Below are 18,242 nucleotides of genomic sequence, written 5' to 3' on the forward strand. Positions count from 1 at the left end.
TCCGGAGGAAAGATGGCGTCCGCGACGGATCCCAGTACGCCGCCCGGCCCGCCCGGCTCGTCCGGCGGCCCGTCCGGCGGACCCTCCGCCGCGCCCGGCACCTCGCTGCGCCGCAGTCTCGGATTCCGGGACCTGGTGGTCTACGGGCTGCTCTTCATCGCCCCCATGGCCCCGGTCGGCGTCTTCGGCACCCTCGACGCCAAATCACACGGCGCCGTCGCCCTCGTCTACCTCGTCGCGACGGTGGCCATGGCCTTCACGGCCTTCTCCTACGCGCAGATGGTGCGCGTGGCCCCGCAGGCCGGCTCCGTGTTCACGTACGCCCGCAAGGGCCTCGGCGAGGGTCCCGGGCTGATCGCCGGCTGGATGGCGATGCTGGACTACCTGCTGATCCCGGCGGTCGCCTACCTCTTCTCCGGCATCGCCATGAACGCCCTGGTCCCGGAGGTCTCCCGGTGGGTGTGGACGGCCCTGGCGGTGGTCGTGACCACCGCGCTCAACCTGTGGGGCGTACGGACCGCCGCGCGCGTGGGCTTCGCCGTGCTGGCCATGGAGATCGCGGTCCTGCTGGTGTTCCTGGTCTCGGCGGTGACCGTACTGGTCCGGGGCGCGGCGCACCGGGATTGGCTCTCCCCCTTCACCGGGGACGGCTCGCTCGGCGGGTTCTCCACGGCCGCCGTGCTGGGTGCGGTCTCGGTGGCGGTCCTGTCCTACCTGGGCTTCGACGCCATCGCCTCCTTCGCCGAGGAGGTCACCGGCGGCAGCGCGAAGGTGGCGCGGGCGGTGCTGTTCTGCCTGGCGCTCACCGGCGTGCTGTTCGTCGCCCAGACCTACCTGGCGGCCCTCCTCAGCCCCCTGTCGGCGGCGGAGCTGGCGGCCGACCCGGGGAAGCAGGGCGCGGCCTTCTACACGACCGTCGAGGCCTCCGTGGGGATGTGGCTGCACGACCTGGTCGCGATCAGCAAGGCCATCGGGGCCGCCTTCGCCGCGCTGGCCGGGCAGGCCGCGGCGGGCCGGCTGCTCTTCGCGATGGCCCGCGAGCGGCGGCTGCCGCGGTTCCTCGCCCGCACCTCGCACGGGACCCCGCGGTCGGCCCTGCTGCTGGCGGCGACGGTCACCATGATCGCGGCCGTGTGGGCGGCCCGGCGCGACGACGGGCTGGACCACCTGGTCTCGGTGGTCGACATCGGGGCGCTGGTGGCCTTCACCCTGCTGCACGCCTCGGTGGTGGGCTGGTTCGTGGTCAAGCGCCGCGAGGGGGCTCCGAACTGGTTCAAGCACCTGGTGATCCCGGTCATCGGCGCCGCCGTGACCATCGCGGTGATCGTCGAGGCCTCCTGGACGGCGCAACTCGTGGGGGCGGTGTGGCTGCTGGTGGGCCTGGGCGTCCTGGTGGCCCAGCGGGGGCGACGCGGGCACGGCGAGGGCTCCCGGCCCGACGCCGGTGTCGGTGCGGGCGGTTAGCCTGCGTGCATGGGTCTGAATTCGTCGGCTGACGCGCCGCTGCCGGTCGGTCAGGTGTCCCGGCTCATCGGGGGCTGGATCGACAAGCTCGGTCAGGTATGGGTGGAAGGGCAGATCACGCAGCTCTCGCGGCGGCCGGGAGCGGGGGTGGTCTTCCTGACGCTGCGCGATCCCTCGCACGACATCTCCCTGAGCGTGACCTGCTACCGGCAGGTCTTCGACGAGGTCGCGGACTCCGTGACGGAGGGCGCGCGCGTCGTCGTGCTCGCCAAGCCCGAGTGGTACGCCCCGCGCGGGCAGCTGTCCCTGCGGGCCACCGAGATACGGCCCGTGGGCATCGGCGAGCTGCTCGCCCGGCTGGAGCGGCTCAAGCGCTCCCTCGCCTCCGAGGGGCTCTTCGCGCTGGACCGCAAGAAGCCGCTGCCGTTCCTGCCGCAGCTGATCGGGCTGGTGGTGGGGCGGGCCTCGGCGGCCGAGCGCGACGTCCTGGAGAACGCCCGGCGCAGGTGGCCGGCGGTCCGCTTCGAGGTCCGCAACGTGGCCGTCCAGGGGGTGCACGCGGTGCCCCAGGTGATCCAGGCGGTCAAGGAGCTGGACTCCATGCCAGAGGTGGACGTGATCATCGTGGCGCGCGGCGGCGGCAGCGTGGAGGACCTGCTGCCCTTCTCCGACGAGGAGGTCGTACGGACCGTCGCGGCGGCCCGTACGCCCGTGGTCTCGGCGATCGGGCACGAGCCGGACTCCCCGCTGCTGGACCTGGTCGCGGACCTGCGGGCGTCCACGCCCACGGACGCGGCGAAGAAGGTGGTCCCGGACGTGGGCGAGGAGCTGGAGCGGGTGCGCCAGCTGCAGGGCCGGGGGCTGCGCGCGGTGCGCGGGCTGCTCGACCGGGAGGAGCGCGGCCTCGCGCACGCGCTCGCGCGGCCGGTCTTCGTCCACCCCCAGCGGATGGTGGAGACCCGGGAGGCGGAGGTGGACGCGCTGCTGGCGCGCGGCCGCCGGACCCTGGGGCACTTGCTGGACCGGGCCGATTCGGAGCTGGCGCACACCCTCGCCCGCGTGGTGGCGCTGTCCCCGGCCGCCACGCTGGAGCGCGGGTACGCGGTGCTGCAGCGGGCCGACGGGCACGTGGTGCGCTCGCCCGAGGACGTGTCGGCGGGCGACGTGCTGCGGGCGCGGGTGGCGGAGGGCGCGTTCTCGGTGGAGGTCGCGGAGGACTCCGCATAGGGCCCGCATAGGGCCCCGCGCAGGGGGCCCGAAACGCGACACACTGTCGCAACAATTTGTTGATCTTCGGAGTTAAGGTGGGAGCGGGAATGGCCGAGACCGATACGGCGCTGGGGTACGAGCAGGCCCGGGACGAGCTGATCGAGGTCGTCCGCAAGCTGGAGGCCGGCGGCACCTCGCTGGAGGACTCCCTCGCGCTCTGGGAGCGCGGCGAGGAGCTCGCGAAGGTGTGCCGCCACTGGCTGGAGGGGGCCCGCGCCCGGCTGGACTCGGCGCTGGCGGCGCGCGAGGCGGCGGAGGGGGCCGACGGGGAGTGATCCCGCTCACCTGCCGAGATATTTAGTTGAATTTTCATCTACTTGCGTCGTAGTCTCAGGACATCGCTTCAGCAGTCCCGCACAGAAGAAGGCTTTCCGATGTCTCTCGTTCTCGACGCCGCCGCTCAGGACCTCCTCTTCCGCGAGGCCCGCACCGCCAACACGTTCTCCGACGAGCCGGTGACCGAGGAGCAGGTCCAGGCGATCTACGACCTGGTGAAGTTCGGCCCGACCGCCTTCAACCAGACGCCGCTGCGCATCACCCTGGTCCGCTCCCCCGAGGCCCGCGAGCGCCTCGTGAAGCACATGGCCGAGGGCAACCAGGCCAAGACCGCCGCCGCCCCGCTGGTCGCGATCCTGTCCGCGGACAACGAGTTCCACGAGGAGCTCCCGCAGCTGCTCCCCCACTTCCCGCAGGCCAAGGACGCCTTCTTCTCCGAGCGCCCGGTCCGCGAGCAGTCCGCGCTGGTCAACTCCGCCCTGCAGGCCGCGTACTTCATCATCGGCGTCCGCGCCGCCGGCCTGGCCGCCGGCCCGATGACCGGCCTGGACTTCGCCGGCATCCAGAAGGAGTTCCTGGACGGCGACCACACCCCGCTGATGGTCATCAACATCGGCAAGCCGGGCGAGGACGCCTGGTTCCCGCGCTCCCCGCGCCTGGAGTTCGACCAGGTCATCACGACCGTCTGAGCCCAGCCCCGCAGGCAGTGAACGCAAAAGGCCGCGCTCCCCGGAATCCCGGGGAGCGCGGCCTTTTCGCGTCCTGCTTCACGAACCCTGCTTGAACTCCAGCGCCGCGGCCATCGCGCCCAGCTGATCGAAGGAGGCCGTCCCGGTCACCACCGTGACGTAGCCCTGCTCCTTGCGCACGAGGGCGTCGTACTTCTCGCCGTCCCAGCGCTCCCAGACCTGGTCGCCGACCTGCTGGGTCTCCCCGGTGGCCGTCGCCTTCCGGGTGACCTTGCCGATGTACCTGTCCGAGGCGTCCGCGGACTGCTCCACCGCCACGTACTGCTGCGCCGGGTCCAGGAAGCCCAGGTGCCAGGCGCTGGCGTCCTTGCGCGCGTACCCGACCGAGGTCGCCCGCCACTCGGGCGGCAGCCCGACGGGCACCGCCACGGGGTACGGGGCCGCGCGCCGGGCCGTGAGGCTTTCGACGCGGTAGTCGACCACCTTCGTCGGATCGGCCTTCTCGTCATGTGGGATGACCAAATAGATCCCCCCGACCACGAGCCCGATCACCGCCAGCGACCGGATCATGTCCACGACCGTCTGCTTGCCCTTCATACCTGCCACGACACCATCGTCCCGCATGGCCCGGGGCGATCACCGCCGGGGTCGCCATGGCGCGCCCCCGGCGGCGCAAGATGTCCGCTCAGGACAATCGGCTGACCGATATGGCGCTCATACGTGACCCGGTCTGCTCAATATGTCGACGTACCGATAGAGTCCAGGGACCCTCACTCCCGGCCGTCGCCGTACAGAAAGGTGCGCTCCGATGACCGAGCACAACCTGCCGCCCCAGCTCGAAGTCTCTCCGGAGGCACCCGACCGCAACCTCGCCCTGGAACTCGTACGGGTCACCGAGGCCGCCGCCATGGCCGCGGGCCGCTGGGTCGGGCGCGGTGACAAGCTCGGCGCCGACGGTGCCGCCGTCAACGCGATGCGCACCCTGATCTCCACCGTTTCGATGAACGGCGTCGTCGTCATCGGCGAGGGCGAGAAGGACGAAGCCCCGATGCTCTTCAACGGCGAGCGGGTCGGCGACGGCACCGGTGCCGAGGTCGACATCGCCGTGGACCCCATCGACGGCACCACCCTGAACGCCAAGGGCATGCCGAACGCCATCGCCGTTCTGGCGGCCGCCGACCGCGGCACCATGTTCGACCCGTCCGCGGTGTTCTACATGGAGAAGCTGGTCACCGGTCCCGAGGCCGCCGACTTCGTCGACATCAACGCCCCGGTCTCCGTCAACATCCGCCGCGTCGCCAAGGCCAAGAACATGGCCGTGGAGGACGTCACGGTGATCATCCTCGACCGCCCCCGCCACGAGGGCATCGTCAAGGAGATCCGCGAGACCGGCGCGCGCATCAAGTTCATCTCCGACGGAGACGTCGCCGGCTCGGTCCTGGCCGTCACGGAGGACAGCGGCATCGACCTGCTGCTCGGCATCGGCGGCACCCCCGAGGGCATCATCTCGGCCTGCGCCATCAAGTGCATGGGCGGCACCATCCAGGGCAAGCTGTGGCCCAAGGACGAGGCCGAGCGCCAGAAGGCGATCGACGCGGGCCACGACCTGGACCGCGTCCTGTTCACGGACGACCTGGTCTCCGGCGACAACGTGTTCTTCGTCGCCACCGGCATCACCGACGGCGAGCTGCTGCGCGGCGTCCACTACCGCTCGGAGACCGCGACGACCTCCTCGCTGGTCATGCGCTCGAAGTCGGGCACGATCCGGCAGATCGACTCGACCCACCGCCTCTCGAAGCTCCGCGCGTACAGCGCGATCGACTTCGACCGCGCCAAGTAGGCCGCGGACGACGGCACGGCATCACGGAAGGGGCGCTCCCGCGTGCGGCGGGGGCGCCCCTTCCGTATGCCTGCGCCGCCGTCGGCGGCCTACGAGGCTTCGCGCAGCTCCCCCGCCCGGCGCCGCCGGCGGGCCAGCACCACCCGGCGCTCGGCGGCCGTCAGCCCGCCCCAGACTCCGTAGGGCTCGGGCTGGATCAGCGCGTGCTCCCGGCAGGCGACCATGACGGGGCAGCGGGCACAGACCCGCTTGGCGGCGTCCTCACGGGAGAGCCGGGCGGCGGTCGGCTCCTTGGAGGGGGCGAAGAAGAGCCCGGCCTCGTCGCGCCGGCACACCGCGTCCGCGTGCCATGGACCGTCCTCTTCCCTGGCCGGCACCCGAGGCTTCGGCACGACCGCCGCCGGGCGCCCCTGAAGACTCTGGACGGCGGCTACCTGCAGGGACTGGCGCGGCGGATGCGGCACGGTCTACTCCTGACGACGTATACGCGAGCGAGAGGCGACGCACCTGTCCCTACCCGCTGCGCGCGCCCCTATGCACCGTGTGCCGCCGATCCGGCCGGTTCGACCGAAAGGTGCTCCCGCCCGGCCCGGCCCGGAGCGCCCCCGCCCGGCCGCGCTCCCGTCACCCGGACGTCACGCGCGCGACGGCGTCCAGTCGGGGCGCCGGCCGAGGTAGGCGAGCAGCGCACCGGCCGGATCGGCGTCCGGATCGGGTGCGGGGGTGAGCGCCGGGCCGTACGCGAACCCGCGCAGCGGCTCGGCGAGCACCCGGGCGGCCGGGCTCAGGGCCGCCGCGAGGGCGGGGGTCAGCGGGGAAGCCTGGCCGGTGGCGACCGCGAGGTCCCAGGCGTGCACGGCCGCGTCGAGGGCGGCAGCGGCGACCGCGGTCTCGGCGTCGAGGGTGAACGGGGGCAGCGGGACGGCCACCTCGGCGGTGCCCGGCTCGACCCCAGCGAAGGCCTCGGCGGCCGCGTCGAGGGCGGGCGCCAGCAGTTCGGCGGGGCTGCCGGTCAGGGTGCCCGTGGGTGCGAAGGGGTCCTCGGCCGGTCCCGGGCCGCCGGTGAGGCGGCCCGCGTAGGCGAGCTGGTCGCCCGCCGCGTGCTGGAGCACTTGGCTGACATTCCACTGATCGCACGGCGTCGGCGCGTTCAGGGCATCGGCCGGTACGGCGACGGCGACGGAGCGCAGGGCGTCGTACGCCTGGTCGAGCAGGTCCCACTTGGATGCGGTCATGGGCCGACCCTACGAGCAACTACCGGCCAAGGGGGCTGGTTCCAGAGCAAGTTGCCAGCGTGTCGGCCTTCCGTCCCGATCAGCGGACCCGCCCCGGGGCACGTACGCCCGCGGCTCGCCCTACCGGCCTTCCCAGCTCTTGCGGAGCCTGTTCGCCAGGTCCACGAGGCGGGCGCCGAGCTTGGGGCGGGCCTCGATGTTGCCCAGCAGCGCGAAGCCGCGGACGATCACGACCGGGGCCTGCGGGTCGGTCTCGCCGTGCCCGTCGCCGCGCACCTCGAAGTTGCCGAGGACCCCGCTGCCGTAGCCGCGCAGGGTGACGTTCTCCGGGACCAGGATCTCGACGTTGCCGAGGATGCTGGTCACGTTGATCTCGGTGACCTGCTGCTCGAAGACCGCCTGGGTCAGGTCGATGCTGATGTCGCCCATGACGGAGACCGCGCGGGTGTGCGCGCCCGGCCGCCAGCGCCCCTTGCGGGAGGAGCTGCTGCACACGGCCACGATCGTCTCGACCGGGGCGCCGGCGGGGGCGCCCACGGCATAGGGCGCCGCCTCCTGCCGGGTCCCGGCGCCGGGAGCGGGCAGGTCCCGTACGAGCACGTCCAGCTCGGCGACCGTCTTCAGCACGTACAGCGAGTCGAGTCGCTCCGAGTGCTCCTCGGGGGTCAGCCGGCCCTCGGCGACGGCGTCGGCGAGGATCTGCGCGATCCGGTCCCGGTCCGCGTCGGAGGCGCGCAGCGCGGGGGCCGGCGCGGGGGCCGGTACGGAGGGGGGCTGCTTTTCCAGGTCCACGCGCCCCAGCATAGCGAGACACGATAGATCGCGATACTGACCAGTGAGCCTTACCTCACAACAAAAGCCGCCGGAAGAGGTCCTACGCTGGATACCGCGCTGCCAAACGGTCGTCAGCGCCGTCTGCCGAGTGAGGGAATGACTGCCGTCATGCCAGAGTTTGCGTACACCGACCTGCTGCCCCTGGGCGAGGACTCCACCCCGTACCGCCTGGTGACCTCCGAAGGCGTCTCGACCTTCGAGGCCGACGGCCGCACGTTCCTCAAGGTCGAGCCGGAGGCGCTGCGCAAGCTCGCCGAAGAGGCCATCCACGACATCCAGCACTTCCTGCGCCCCGCGCACCTCGCGCAGCTGCGCCGGATCATCGACGACCCCGAGGCCAGCGCGAACGACAAGTTCGTCGCCCTCGACCTGCTGAAGAACGCGAACATCGCGGCGGCCGGCGTCCTGCCGATGTGCCAGGACACGGGCACGGCGATCGTGATGGGCAAGCGCGGCCAGAACGTCCTCACCGAGGGCGGCGACGAGGCGGCCCTGTCCCGCGGCATCTTCGACGCGTACACCCGCCTGAACCTGCGCTACTCGCAGATGGCCCCGGTGACCATGTGGGAGGAGAAGAACACCGGCTCGAACCTGCCCGCGCAGATCGAGCTGTACGCGACCGACGGCGGCGCGTACAAGTTCCTCTTCATGGCCAAGGGCGGCGGCTCCGCCAACAAGTCCTTCCTCTACCAGGAGACCAAGGCGGTCCTCAACGAGGCCTCCATGATGAAGTTCCTGGAAGAGAAGATCCGCTCGCTCGGCACGGCCGCCTGCCCGCCGTACCACCTGGCGATCGTGGTCGGCGGCACCTCGGCGGAGCACGCGCTCAAGACCGCGAAGTACGCCTCCGCCCACTACCTGGACGAGCTCCCCACCGAGGGCTCCCCCCTGGGCCACGGCTTCCGCGACGAGGCCCTGGAGCAGCAGGTCTTCGAGCTGACCCAGCGGATCGGCATCGGCGCGCAGTTCGGCGGCAAGTACTTCTGCCACGACGTCCGCGTCGTGCGCCTCCCCCGCCACGGCGCGTCCCTGCCGATCGCGATCGCCGTCTCCTGCTCCGCGGACCGCCAGGCCACCGCGAAGATCACCGCCGAGGGCGTCTTCCTGGAGCAGCTGGAGCGGGACCCGGCGCGCTTCCTCCCGGAAACGACGGACGAGCACCTGAACGACTCCGCGGACGTGGTCTCCATCGACCTCAACCAGCCGATGGACGACATCCTCGCCACCCTCACCAAGCACCCGGTCAAGACCCGCCTCTCCCTGACCGGCCCGCTGGTCGTGGCCCGCGACATCGCGCACGCCAAGATCAAGGAACTCCTCGACTCCGGTGCGGAGATGCCGCAGTACCTGAAGGACCACCCGGTCTACTACGCGGGCCCCGCGAAGACCCCCGAGGGCTACGCGTCCGGCTCCTTCGGCCCGACCACGGCCGGCCGCATGGACTCCTACGTCGAGCAGTTCCAGGCCGCGGGCGGCTCCAAGGTCATGCTGGCCAAGGGCAACCGCTCCCAGCAGGTCACCGACGCGTGCGGCGCGCACGGCGGCTTCTACCTCGGCTCCATCGGCGGCCCCGCGGCGCGCCTGGCCCAGGACTGCATCAAGAAGGTCGAGGTCCTGGAGTACGAGGAGCTCGGCATGGAGGCCGTCTGGAAGATCGAGGTCGAGGACTTCCCGGCCTTCATCGTGGTCGACGACAAGGGCAACGACTTCTTCCAGAACCCCGCCCCGGAGCCCACCTTCACCCACATCCCGGTCCGCGGCCCGGGCCTGGCGTAGCGGTTCACCCATCCGGGGCGGGCGGATGCCCCGCCCGCCCCGGATGGTGTGACGCATCGTCAATTCGCTGTTCTGTATGCGAGTTGACCGAGCGAGACCCTTGACGCACTCCAGGGATCACGCAAGGGTGGCTCTCCATGATCACGACTCGTTCCGCTCCCCGGCTGGCCGCGGCCCTTCTCGCGGTCCTCACCGCCACCGCCTGCAGCTCCGGCGGCGAGAAGGCCGGGAGCGACCGGGCGACGCAGCCCGCCGGGGAGCAGAGCGGGGTTCCCGAGGACGGCAAGGTCGAGGCGAGGGACGCCACGATCGGCCTGGTCCTTCCGATCGACGCCTACGATGTGTCCGACGACCAGATCGTACGGACCGGGCAGGCCCTCAACCTGCTGAACAAGCGGTGCCTCTCCCGCTTCGGCCTGCAGCAGAAGCAACTGCCCGCCTCGACGGTCGTCCAGGGCTCCGCGCACATCCGCCGCTACGGCACCCCCGCCTCGCTCGACATCGCCCAGAAGTACGGCTTCCACATGCCCCAGGGTGACCCCCGCGCCTTCACCAGCGACCAGATGGTGCGCCAGCCGACCGCTGTCGTGGAGGTGTTGCGCGGCATGAAGGAGGGCAGCGGCGAGCCCCTGACCACGTACAACGGGATGAAGGTGCCCGAGGGCGGCTGCGCCAAGGAGTCCCAGCGCAACCTCGCGAACGGCGGCGAGGCCCGCGCCGGACACGCCGAGACCGCCGCGGCGATCAAGGCGCGCTCTTTCGAGACCGCCAAGAAGGATCCGCGGGTGACCGCCGCCGAGAAGCAGTGGGCCGGCTGCATGGCCGCCAAGGGCTACAGCGCCTACAAGGGTCCGTTCGACGCGATCGGCGACCCGAAGTGGAGCGCCCCGAAGGCCACTCCGGACGAGATCGAGACGGCGGTGGCCTCCTGGACCTGCGGCAAGGAGTCCAACATCGTCGGCACCTGGGTGACGGTGGAGACCGCGTACCAGCAGACCCAGATCGCGCAGAACACCGAGAAGCTCAAGGAGGAGCAGAAGACCCTGGAGAGCGAAGCCAAGCGCCTCGACGACATCATCACAGCGGCGGAGGCGCAGTAACACCCGGCCCACCGAGGCCGCCGGACTCCTGGAGGAGGGCCATCAGGTGGCGGGCCTCCACAGGGGTGGCGCGGTAGCCGTCGCGGACGGCGGCCAGGAGCTCCTGCATCGTCAGGCCGAGCTCGTCGCGGAAGGCCTTCAGGGCCGCGCTGCGGGCGCCGCCCACCTGGAGCAGGACCGTGCCCTCGGCCTCCACCACGGCCGCGCGGACATGCTCCGGTGGCCTGCCCGGCCCTTCGTCGAGGTTGCACGTGTCCGGGGCTCCGAAGCCGCAGGTGTCGCACTCCCACTCGGACCTCCACAGCAGCCGGCCCCGCTCGATCAGCTGCCACGCGTGGAAGACACAGCGCGGGCAGGGCTCGCAGTACGTGAATCCCGCCATCGGCTCCGGCATGGCGACACCCTGCCCTGCCCGGTAGGGCCACCGCATCCGGTTAACGTCGGGGACACGACCCCGCACCAGCGCGTTCACCCCGGTTTGCAAGGATTTCCGTATGGCAGCGACGACCCACCTCCCCCCCGGCCCGCGCCACGCGGGTCATCGCTCATCGCGGAGCCTCCCACGAGCATGCCGAGCACACCATCGAGGCCTACCGGCAGGCCATCGCCGACGGGGCCGACGCGCTCGAATGCGACGTACGGCTGACCGCCGACCACCGGCTGGTCTGTGTGCACGACCGGCGGGTCGAGCGGACCTCCGACGGGCGAGGGGTCGTCTCCGAGATGACGTACGAGGAGCTGCGCGCCCTCGACTTCGGGGCGTGGAAGGGGTCCGGGCACGCCGGGGCCCGGGTGCTGCTCTTCGAGGACCTGGTCAAGGAGGCGCTGGCCGCGCCGTATCCCGTCGGGCTGGCCGTCGAGACCAAGCACCCCACCCGCGCGGGCGGCCGGCTGGAGGCCGAGCTCGTGCGACTGCTCGGGGAGTACGGGCTCGCCGACGGCTCCACGGGCCGCGTCGAGGTGATGAGCTTCTCCCGGACCGCGCTGACCCGGATGCACCGCCTCGCGCCGGGGCTGCCCGCCGTGTACCTGATCGAGCACAGGGTCCGGCCGGTCCGGCCCCCGTACGCCACCCACGCGGGCCCGGGCATCGAGCTCGTACGGCGGGATCCGGGGCTGGTGGCCCGGCTGAAGGCGAAGGGGCTCCGGGTGCGCGTGTGGACCGTGGACGAGCCCGAGGACGTGGAGCTGTGCATCCGCCTGGGCGTGGACACGCTCATCACCAACCGGCCCCGGGACGTGCGCAAGCTGCTGCTCGACATGTGAGCCCATGAGGACCCGGCCGGGGTGCGCCGGCCGGGCGTGGGGGTCGTCCGGATCATCGGACCCACGGGGGTACGGGTCCGAGTCCGCAGGGGGCTACGCGAAGCGCTGGTTGGCCGAGCCGTTGCAGGTCTGCAGGCGCAGCGGCTCGTGGGCCGCGGCCACCGTCAGGCACATGCCCGGGGCGGCGGCGGGCCGGAAGGTGGCTCCGTCGCGGACGAACTGCTGGTTGGCGCCGCCGTGGCAGTTCCAGATGATCAGCGCGGTGCCGCCGCCGTAGGTGGCGCCCGGTGCGTCCAGGCAGCGGTCGTGGGTGAGCTCGATGTGCAGGGACTTCTTCGCGGAGTCGTACCACCAGCCCTGGTTGCGGCCGCCGTGGCAGTCCCAGCCCAGGATCTTGGTGTTGTTGGCGCTGGCGCCGCCGTTGGAGTCGACGCAGTTGCCCGTCGCCTCGTTCTTCAGCGGCTTGTACAGGTCGTCCCAGGCCCCGGCCTGCAGGACGGGGGTGCCGGTGCTCGCCGGGTCGGCGCAGGAAGCCTCGCGCAGGCCGGAGGAGTAGAACTGGGTCAGACAGGACGCGAAGGCGCCGTGGCCGCGGTAGTTGGGGTGGAAGGACTGGCGGGCGGTGTTCTCGTCCCACGGGAAGTGGTCCCCGAGGTCGAGGTAGAGGCCGCGGGCCCAGCTGTCCTCCATGCAGACCTCGTGGCCCTGGAAGAGCCGCGAGTTGTCGAGGTAGGTGGCGCCCGCGGCGAGGGCGGCCGCGCGCATCCCCTTCTCGAAGGTGGGCACCGCGTAGTTGCGGCCCCAGGCCGCGTCGGAGTCGTAGCCGGCGCAGCCGCCCGGGAGCTTGCCGGGGAAGTCGGGGTTGTCGTAGAAGTCGGGGCCGATCGGGCTGGGGTAGCCCATCACGACCAGCTTGTAGTCGGAGTCGGCGTAGCCGGCGTCGCGCATGACAGACTTCAGGTCGCCGATCGTCGACTGCACCTTGGGCTTCAGCCCGTCGACGCGTGCCTGCCATCCCGGACCGTACTTCGGCTCGCAGGTGCCCTGGCTGAGCACCCAGCGGGTGACGCAGTCGGTCATGACCGGACCGAACTGCAGGTCGTCGTTGGCCCCGGCGACGAGCAGCACCATCTTGATCTTGGTGTTGCGGGCCTTGATGGCCAGGCTGTCGCTCTGCACCAGCTCGTCGGCGTACTGCTTGCTGCCGCCGATCTTGATGTTGCCCGTGTAGCCGCCGGAGCAGGCCGCGTTGAAGGTGTAGTCGGCCGCGATGCCGGTGCGGTGGATCGCCGCGTCGGGCGAGCGGTGGCACTGGTTGGACGGGGTGTTGGTGGCGGGGTCGTAGTTGCCGACGCCCTCGCCCGAGATCTCGCTGTCGCCGAGCGAGATCAGGCCGGTCTTGCGGTCCGCGAGCGGGCGGATCGCGGAGTCGCCGTAGATCTTGACGGCCTCGGCGGCCCGGATGGCCTCCAGTTCGGGCGTGAGGGATGTGGCCGCGGCAGCCGCGGAGGGCCCCGCGCCGGTCGACGCGTGGGCCATGGGGGTGATGGCGGTGACGCCCCCGAGGGCGGCCGCCGCCGCCGCGACGGCGGCGAAGGTAGATCTGAGTCTGATCCTTGATTGTGTACGGGCACGTGCCATGAACGCCTCCCCGATCTCGGTGTTACCCCCGGTATTTACTGGCCGGTAGGCGAGTTGGGAACAGTCCGAACAAGACAATTGCTCAACTTTTTGAGGAGGCACCACAGATGACCGAAGATCAGCAGCCCGGCGACGCCCCCGAGGCGTTCCGGATCGAGCACGACTCCATGGGCGACGTACGCGTCCCCGCACACGCCAAATGGCGAGCTCAGACCCAGCGCGCGGTCGAGAACTTCCCCGTCTCCGGACTGCGCCTGGAGCGCGCCCACATCGAGGCGCTGGCCCGGATCAAGGCCGCGGCCGCCGCCGTCAACGCCCGGCTCGGCGTGGTCGACGAGGACATCGCCGCCGCGATCGTCTCGGCGGCCGGCGAGGTCGCCGAGGGCCGCTGGGACGATCAGTTCCCCGTCGACGTGTTTCAGACGGGTTCCGGCACCTCGTCCAACATGAACGCCAACGAGGTGATCGCCACCCTGGCCACCGAGCGGCTCGGCCGCGCCGTGCACCCCAACGACCACGTCAACGCCTCCCAGAGCTCCAACGACGTCTTCCCGTCCTCCATCCACATCGCCGCCACGGCCGCCGTCACCGGCGAGCTCATCCCCGCCCTGGAGCACCTGGCCGGCGCGATGGAGCGCAAGTCCGCCGAGTTCTCCCAGGTGGTCAAGGCCGGCCGGACGCACCTGATGGACGCCACCCCGGTCACCCTGGGCCAGGAGTTCGGCGGGTACGCGGTCCAGCTCCGCTACGGCGTCGAGCGGCTGCGCGCGGCCCTGCCCCGGCTGGCCGAACTGCCGCTGGGCGGGACCGCCGTGGGCACCGGGATCAACACCCCGCCCGGGTTCTCCGCGGCCGTGATCACCGAGGTGGCCGCGGCGACGGGACTGCCGCTGACCGAGGCCCGGGACCACTTCGAGGCCCAGGGAGCCCGGGACGCACTCGTAGAGACGTCCGGAATGCTCCGTACGGTCGCCGTATCACTCACCAAGATCTGCAACGACCTGCGCTGGATGGCCTCGGGCCCGCGCACGGGATTGGCCGAAATCAATCTCCCGGATCTCCAGCCGGGGTCCTCGATCATGCCCGGAAAGGTCAATCCGGTCGTCCCGGAGGCCGCGCTGATGGTCGCCGCCCAGGTGATGGGGAACGACGCGGCGGTCGCCGTGGCGGGCGCCGCGGGCAACTTCGAGCTCAACGTGATGCTCCCCGTGATGGCCCGCAACCTGCTGGAGTCCATCCGGCTGCTGGGCTCCGTGAGCCGCCTGCTGGCCGACCGCACCGTGGACGGAATCACCGCCAATACGGCCCGGGCCAGGGAGTACGCCGAGTCCTCGCCCTCCGTGGTGACCCCGCTGAACCGGTACATCGGCTACGAGGAGGCCGCCAAGGTCGCCAAGAAGTCCCTCGCCGAGCGCAAGACGATCCGGGAGGTCGTCCTGGAGTCGGGCTACGTGGAGCGCGGCGACCTCACCCTGGAGCAGCTCGACGAAGCACTGGACGTGCTGCGGATGACCCACCCCTGACCCCGGCCGGGCCGCCCCGTCCCGGGGTCCGGATCCGGTCGTTTCCCGCCCCCGGGCACCTCGGTGACCTGCAGCGCGGCGATCCCCGGGACCCCCGCCCTAAGATCTGCCCATGACAGGTACCGGAGGCCGCGGGGGCGGCAGTGCGCGGAGCTCGGCACGCGGCTCGGCACGCAGTGCGCCGCGGGGTGCGGAGCGGGGCGCCGCCGAGGGCGTCCGCTGGGCGCCCGGGGAGCAGATCCTCTGGCGCTACCGCGATCACGCGCCCGGCACGAAGGGCGCCGTCCACATCTGCCGGCCCGTGACCGTGGTCAGGGACACCGACGAGCTGCTCGCGGTGTGGATGGCCCCCGGGACCGAGTGCGTCAAGCCGGTGCTAGCCGACGGGACCCCGGTCCACGAGGAGCCGCTCGCCACCCGGTACACCGCGCCGCGGACCACCGTACGGTCGCGCTGGTTCGGGGCGGGCGTGCTGAAGCTGGCACGGCCCGGGGACCCCTGGTCGGTGTGGCTGTTCTGGGGGCCGGGCTGGCGGCTCAAGAACTGGTACGTGAATCTGGAGGAGCCCCTGTCGCGGTGGGCCGGCGGGGTGGACTCCGTGGACCACTTCCTCGACATCGCCGTCTACCCGGACCGCACCTGGAAGTGGCTGGACGAGGACGAGTTCGCGCAGGCCCAGCGGTCCGGCCTGATGGACCCGGAACAGGCCGGGCGCGTACGGGAAGCCGGGCGCGCGGCGGTGGACGTGATCCGGGCCTGGGGTCCGCCGTTCTGCGAAGGCTGGCAGGATTGGCGACCGGACCCGGCCTGGGGCGTACCGTCCCTGCCGGAGGACTGGGACCGCACCCCGGCGCATATGACCTCATGAGACCCTTGATGCGCCCCCGGGGTGCAATCGTAGGATCGTCCTCCGCCGGGGTGTCGGCGGTCAAATGTCGCCAGCAGAACAGCATTTGACCTAGGCCGACGCGATAACGAGAGGTAACGAGCGGGACGCGGAAACGCGGGGTGATGGTGTCCCCGCCGCTGAGCGGGTATACCGCGACTGACCGAGTTGAGTGCAGCGCACATCGAGCGCAAACGGACGGAATGCCACGCGTGACGGAGTACCCCACCTCTCAGGAGGGCCCCCAGCCGGTTGCCTCCGGCGGTCGGACGGACGAGCCCGGCCACGGCACGGAGGAACTGGGCCACGGCAAGGCCCCGCTCCCGGCGGCCGAGGCCGTGCGCACGCATGCGCAGCCCCAGGCCGCGGACCTGCCCCGACCCCGCGGCACGGCGGAGGCACCGTCCGCCTCCGACGGTGCCGCGGAGCCCGGCGATGCCGCTGCCGCGCCCGGCCAGGGCGCGGCCCGGGTCCGGGCCGGCCGTGACGAGGCCGCGGCCACCGCGGCCGGCGGAGCGCGCAGCCGCGACGGCGAAGCCGCCCGAGAGGCGACGGCCCGGGCCGGCGGCGCGTCTGGACAGGGCGCCGGCGGGTCCGGCTCCGCGTCCGGGCCCGTCAGCGGCATCGGGGTCGACGCGACCATCGCGCGGCGGGAAGGCGACCGGCTGCGGTTCGTCGGAGCCGCCACCCGGCGGATCGCGCGCGGGATCGACCTCGACGAGATCGTGCTCGGCCTGTGCCGGGCCACCGTGCCCACCTTCTCCGACGCGATCCTCGTCTACCTGCGCGATCCCCTCCCCGTCGGCGACGAGCGGCCCGTCGGACCGGTCGTTTTAAGGCTCCGCCGAACCGACCGGCTCCGGCCGATCGACGAGTTCACGGGAGCCGCGGCCGGCATCGCCGGGGCGATGACGCCCGACGGCGAGCTCGACTTCAGCCAGCTCGCCCTGGTCGGCCCGCAGGGTGACCTGCCCGCGGCCGAGCTGTGCGAGATCCGCCCCGGCGGGGCGCTGGCCGAGGTGCTGCGCGGCGTACGGCCCGTCTTCGGGTCCTCCGCCGCCGCCCGCGCCGCCCTGCCGGAGCTGCTGGGCGCCGACCACCCGGTCCCGCGCGGCCAGCGGGCCATCCTGGCCCCGCTGCGGGGCCGCCGCCGCGTCATCGGCGCGGCGGTGTTCCTGCGCACCCCGGAGCGGCCCGCCTTCGAGACGAACGACCTGCTGGTCGCGGCCCAGCTGGCCACCCACACCGCGCTGGGCATCGACAAGGCCGTGCTCTACGGCCGCGAGGCCTACATCGCCGACGAGCTCCAGCGCACGATGCTGCCCGACAGCCTCCCCCAGCCCACCGGGGTCCGGCTCGCCAGCCGCTACCTGCCCGCCGCCGAGACGGCCCGGGTCGGCGGCGACTGGTACGACGCCATACCCCTGCCCGGCAGCCGGGTCGCGCTCGTCGTCGGCGACGTCATGGGCCACTCCATGACCTCCGCCGCGATCATGGGACAGCTCCGCACGACCGCCCAGACGCTGGCGCAGCTCGACCTGCCGCCCGCCGAGGTCCTGCACCACCTGGACGAGCAGGCGCAGCGCCTGGGCTCCGACCGGATGGCCACCTGTCTCTACGCCGTCTACGACCCGGTCTCGCACCGGATCACCATCGCCAACGCCGGCCACCCACCGCCGGTCCTGCTGCACCTGGGCGGCCGCGCCGAGGTGCTGCGCGTGCCCCCGGGCGCCCCCATCGGCGTCGGCGGCGTGGACTTCGAGGCCGTGGAGCTGGACGCCCCGGCCGGGGCCACCCTCGTGCTGTACACCGACGGCCTCGTCGAGTCCCGGCTGCGCGACGTCTGGACCGGCATCGAGCAGCTCCGCGAACGCCTCGCCACCACCGCGCAGCTGACGGGCCTGGATCACCCGCCGCCGCTGGAGGCGCTGTGCGACGACATCCTGGACATGCTCGGCCCCGGTGACCGGGACGACGACATCGCGCTGCTCGCGGCCCGGTTCGACGGGATCGCGCCCAGCGACGTGGCGTACTGGTTCCTGGACCCGGAGGAGACCGCTCCGGGCCGGGCCCGCCGGTTCGCCCGCCGCGCGCTGGCGCGCTGGGGGCTGGAGGAGCTGGAGGACTCGCTGGAGCTGCTGGTCAGCGAGGTCGTCACGAATGCCGTGCGGTACGCCGAGCGGCCCGTGACCCTGCGCCTCCTGCGGACGGACGTACTGCGCTGCGAGGTCGGCGACGACTCCCCGCAGCTGCCGCGCCAGCGCCGGGCGCGGGACGACGACGAGGGCGGCCGCGGCCTGTTCCTGGTGAACCGGATGGCCCGCCGCTGGGGTGCCACCCGGCTCAGCAGCGGCAAGGTCGTCTGGTTCGAGCTGGCGCTGCCGGGCACGGCCGAGAAGCGCTGACCGCCCTGCCGTCCGGGCCGCCACCCGGACGCACCACC

The 18,242-nt window shown here is 72.1% G+C and carries 17 protein-coding genes; 11 read left to right on the forward strand and 6 right to left on the reverse strand.

Annotated elements, in window-relative coordinates:
- The first annotated feature begins 12 nt into the window (after nucleotides 1-12).
- The 4 genes from OHA37_RS13405 to OHA37_RS13420 all read left to right on the forward strand — a co-directional run bounded on the left by OHA37_RS13405 (nucleotide 13) and on the right by OHA37_RS13420 (nucleotide 3,698).
- Nucleotides 13-1,464 (forward strand): APC family permease, encoded by a 1,452-nt coding sequence (locus OHA37_RS13405; RefSeq protein ID WP_266904924.1) that lies wholly within the window; start codon nucleotides 13-15, stop codon nucleotides 1,462-1,464.
- A 9-nt stretch (nucleotides 1,465-1,473) separates the two neighbouring features.
- Nucleotides 1,474-2,691, forward strand: a complete 1,218-nt coding sequence (gene xseA, locus OHA37_RS13410) for an exodeoxyribonuclease VII large subunit (RefSeq protein ID WP_266904926.1) — start codon at nucleotides 1,474-1,476, stop codon at nucleotides 2,689-2,691.
- A gap of 89 nt (nucleotides 2,692-2,780) precedes the next feature.
- A complete protein-coding gene (locus tag OHA37_RS13415; protein ID WP_266904928.1) occupies nucleotides 2,781-3,008 on the forward strand; it encodes an exodeoxyribonuclease VII small subunit in 228 nt (75 codons plus the stop codon).
- Between the two features lie 99 nt (nucleotides 3,009-3,107).
- Nucleotides 3,108-3,698, forward strand: coding sequence for a malonic semialdehyde reductase (locus OHA37_RS13420; protein WP_250742765.1), 591 nt, complete (start codon nucleotides 3,108-3,110; stop codon nucleotides 3,696-3,698).
- 78 nt (nucleotides 3,699-3,776) lie between these two features.
- Here OHA37_RS13420 and OHA37_RS13425 read toward each other — a convergent pair whose 3' ends face one another.
- Nucleotides 3,777-4,295, reverse strand: coding sequence for a DUF4245 domain-containing protein (locus OHA37_RS13425; RefSeq protein ID WP_266912750.1), 519 nt, complete (start codon nucleotides 4,293-4,295; stop codon nucleotides 3,777-3,779).
- Between the two features lie 211 nt (nucleotides 4,296-4,506).
- Here OHA37_RS13425 and glpX point away from each other — a divergent pair, with 211 nt between their 5' ends.
- Nucleotides 4,507-5,538, forward strand: a complete 1,032-nt coding sequence (gene glpX / locus OHA37_RS13430) for a class II fructose-bisphosphatase (RefSeq protein ID WP_243335787.1) — start codon at nucleotides 4,507-4,509, stop codon at nucleotides 5,536-5,538.
- Nucleotides 5,539-5,627: 89 nt separating this feature from the next.
- Here glpX and OHA37_RS13435 read toward each other — a convergent pair whose 3' ends face one another.
- The 3 genes from OHA37_RS13435 to OHA37_RS13445 all read right to left on the reverse strand — a co-directional run bounded on the left by OHA37_RS13435 (nucleotide 5,628) and on the right by OHA37_RS13445 (nucleotide 7,565).
- Nucleotides 5,628-6,002, reverse strand: coding sequence for a WhiB family transcriptional regulator (locus OHA37_RS13435; protein WP_374213444.1), 375 nt, complete (start codon nucleotides 6,000-6,002; stop codon nucleotides 5,628-5,630).
- 171 nt (nucleotides 6,003-6,173) lie between these two features.
- Entirely contained in the window at nucleotides 6,174-6,773 is a 600-nt protein-coding gene (locus tag OHA37_RS13440; RefSeq protein WP_266904932.1) for a TIGR03086 family metal-binding protein, read from the reverse strand.
- A 120-nt stretch (nucleotides 6,774-6,893) separates the two neighbouring features.
- Nucleotides 6,894-7,565 (reverse strand): DUF1707 SHOCT-like domain-containing protein, encoded by a 672-nt coding sequence (locus tag OHA37_RS13445; protein ID WP_266904934.1) that lies wholly within the window; start codon nucleotides 7,563-7,565, stop codon nucleotides 6,894-6,896.
- Between the two features lie 150 nt (nucleotides 7,566-7,715).
- Between OHA37_RS13445 and OHA37_RS13450 the strand changes: the two genes are divergently transcribed.
- Together OHA37_RS13450 and OHA37_RS13455 are read left to right on the forward strand one after the other, a co-directional pair.
- Nucleotides 7,716-9,383: a fumarate hydratase gene (locus tag OHA37_RS13450; RefSeq protein ID WP_266904936.1), complete on the forward strand. Its 1,668-nt coding sequence runs from the start codon at nucleotides 7,716-7,718 to the stop codon at nucleotides 9,381-9,383.
- A gap of 137 nt (nucleotides 9,384-9,520) precedes the next feature.
- Nucleotides 9,521-10,483, forward strand: a complete 963-nt coding sequence (locus tag OHA37_RS13455) for a hypothetical protein (protein ID WP_266904938.1) — start codon at nucleotides 9,521-9,523, stop codon at nucleotides 10,481-10,483.
- Here the strand turns inward: OHA37_RS13455 and OHA37_RS13460 are convergent.
- Nucleotides 10,461-10,877 (reverse strand): hypothetical protein, encoded by a 417-nt coding sequence (locus OHA37_RS13460; RefSeq protein ID WP_266904940.1) that lies wholly within the window; start codon nucleotides 10,875-10,877, stop codon nucleotides 10,461-10,463. The two genes, OHA37_RS13455 and OHA37_RS13460, sit on opposite strands and share 23 nt — an antisense overlap.
- Before the next feature lie 146 nt (nucleotides 10,878-11,023).
- Between OHA37_RS13460 and OHA37_RS13465 the strand changes: the two genes are divergently transcribed.
- A complete protein-coding gene (locus OHA37_RS13465; protein ID WP_323182408.1) occupies nucleotides 11,024-11,749 on the forward strand; it encodes a glycerophosphodiester phosphodiesterase in 726 nt (241 codons plus the stop codon).
- Nucleotides 11,750-11,842: 93 nt separating this feature from the next.
- Here OHA37_RS13465 and OHA37_RS13470 read toward each other — a convergent pair whose 3' ends face one another.
- Nucleotides 11,843-13,390: a ricin-type beta-trefoil lectin domain protein gene (locus OHA37_RS13470; protein WP_266904942.1), complete on the reverse strand. Its 1,548-nt coding sequence runs from the start codon at nucleotides 13,388-13,390 to the stop codon at nucleotides 11,843-11,845.
- A 107-nt stretch (nucleotides 13,391-13,497) separates the two neighbouring features.
- Between OHA37_RS13470 and OHA37_RS13475 the strand changes: the two genes are divergently transcribed.
- From OHA37_RS13475 to OHA37_RS13485, 3 genes are all read left to right on the forward strand, one after another.
- Entirely contained in the window at nucleotides 13,498-14,913 is a 1,416-nt protein-coding gene (locus tag OHA37_RS13475) for a class II fumarate hydratase (protein ID WP_266904944.1), read from the forward strand.
- A 112-nt stretch (nucleotides 14,914-15,025) separates the two neighbouring features.
- Nucleotides 15,026-15,781 carry a cytidylyl-2-hydroxypropylphosphonate hydrolase gene (gene fomD, locus OHA37_RS13480; RefSeq protein ID WP_266904946.1) on the forward strand — a complete coding sequence of 252 codons (756 nt, stop codon included), beginning with the start codon at nucleotides 15,026-15,028 and terminating at the stop codon, nucleotides 15,779-15,781.
- A gap of 230 nt (nucleotides 15,782-16,011) precedes the next feature.
- On the forward strand, nucleotides 16,012-18,204 hold the full coding sequence (locus OHA37_RS13485) for an ATP-binding SpoIIE family protein phosphatase (RefSeq protein WP_266904948.1): 2,193 nt from the start codon (nucleotides 16,012-16,014) through the stop codon (nucleotides 18,202-18,204).
- The last annotated feature ends 38 nt before the right edge of the window (nucleotides 18,205-18,242 follow it).

This window comes from Streptomyces sp. NBC_00335 (assembly GCF_036127095.1).
GTDB lineage: Bacteria > Actinomycetota > Actinomycetes > Streptomycetales > Streptomycetaceae > Streptomyces.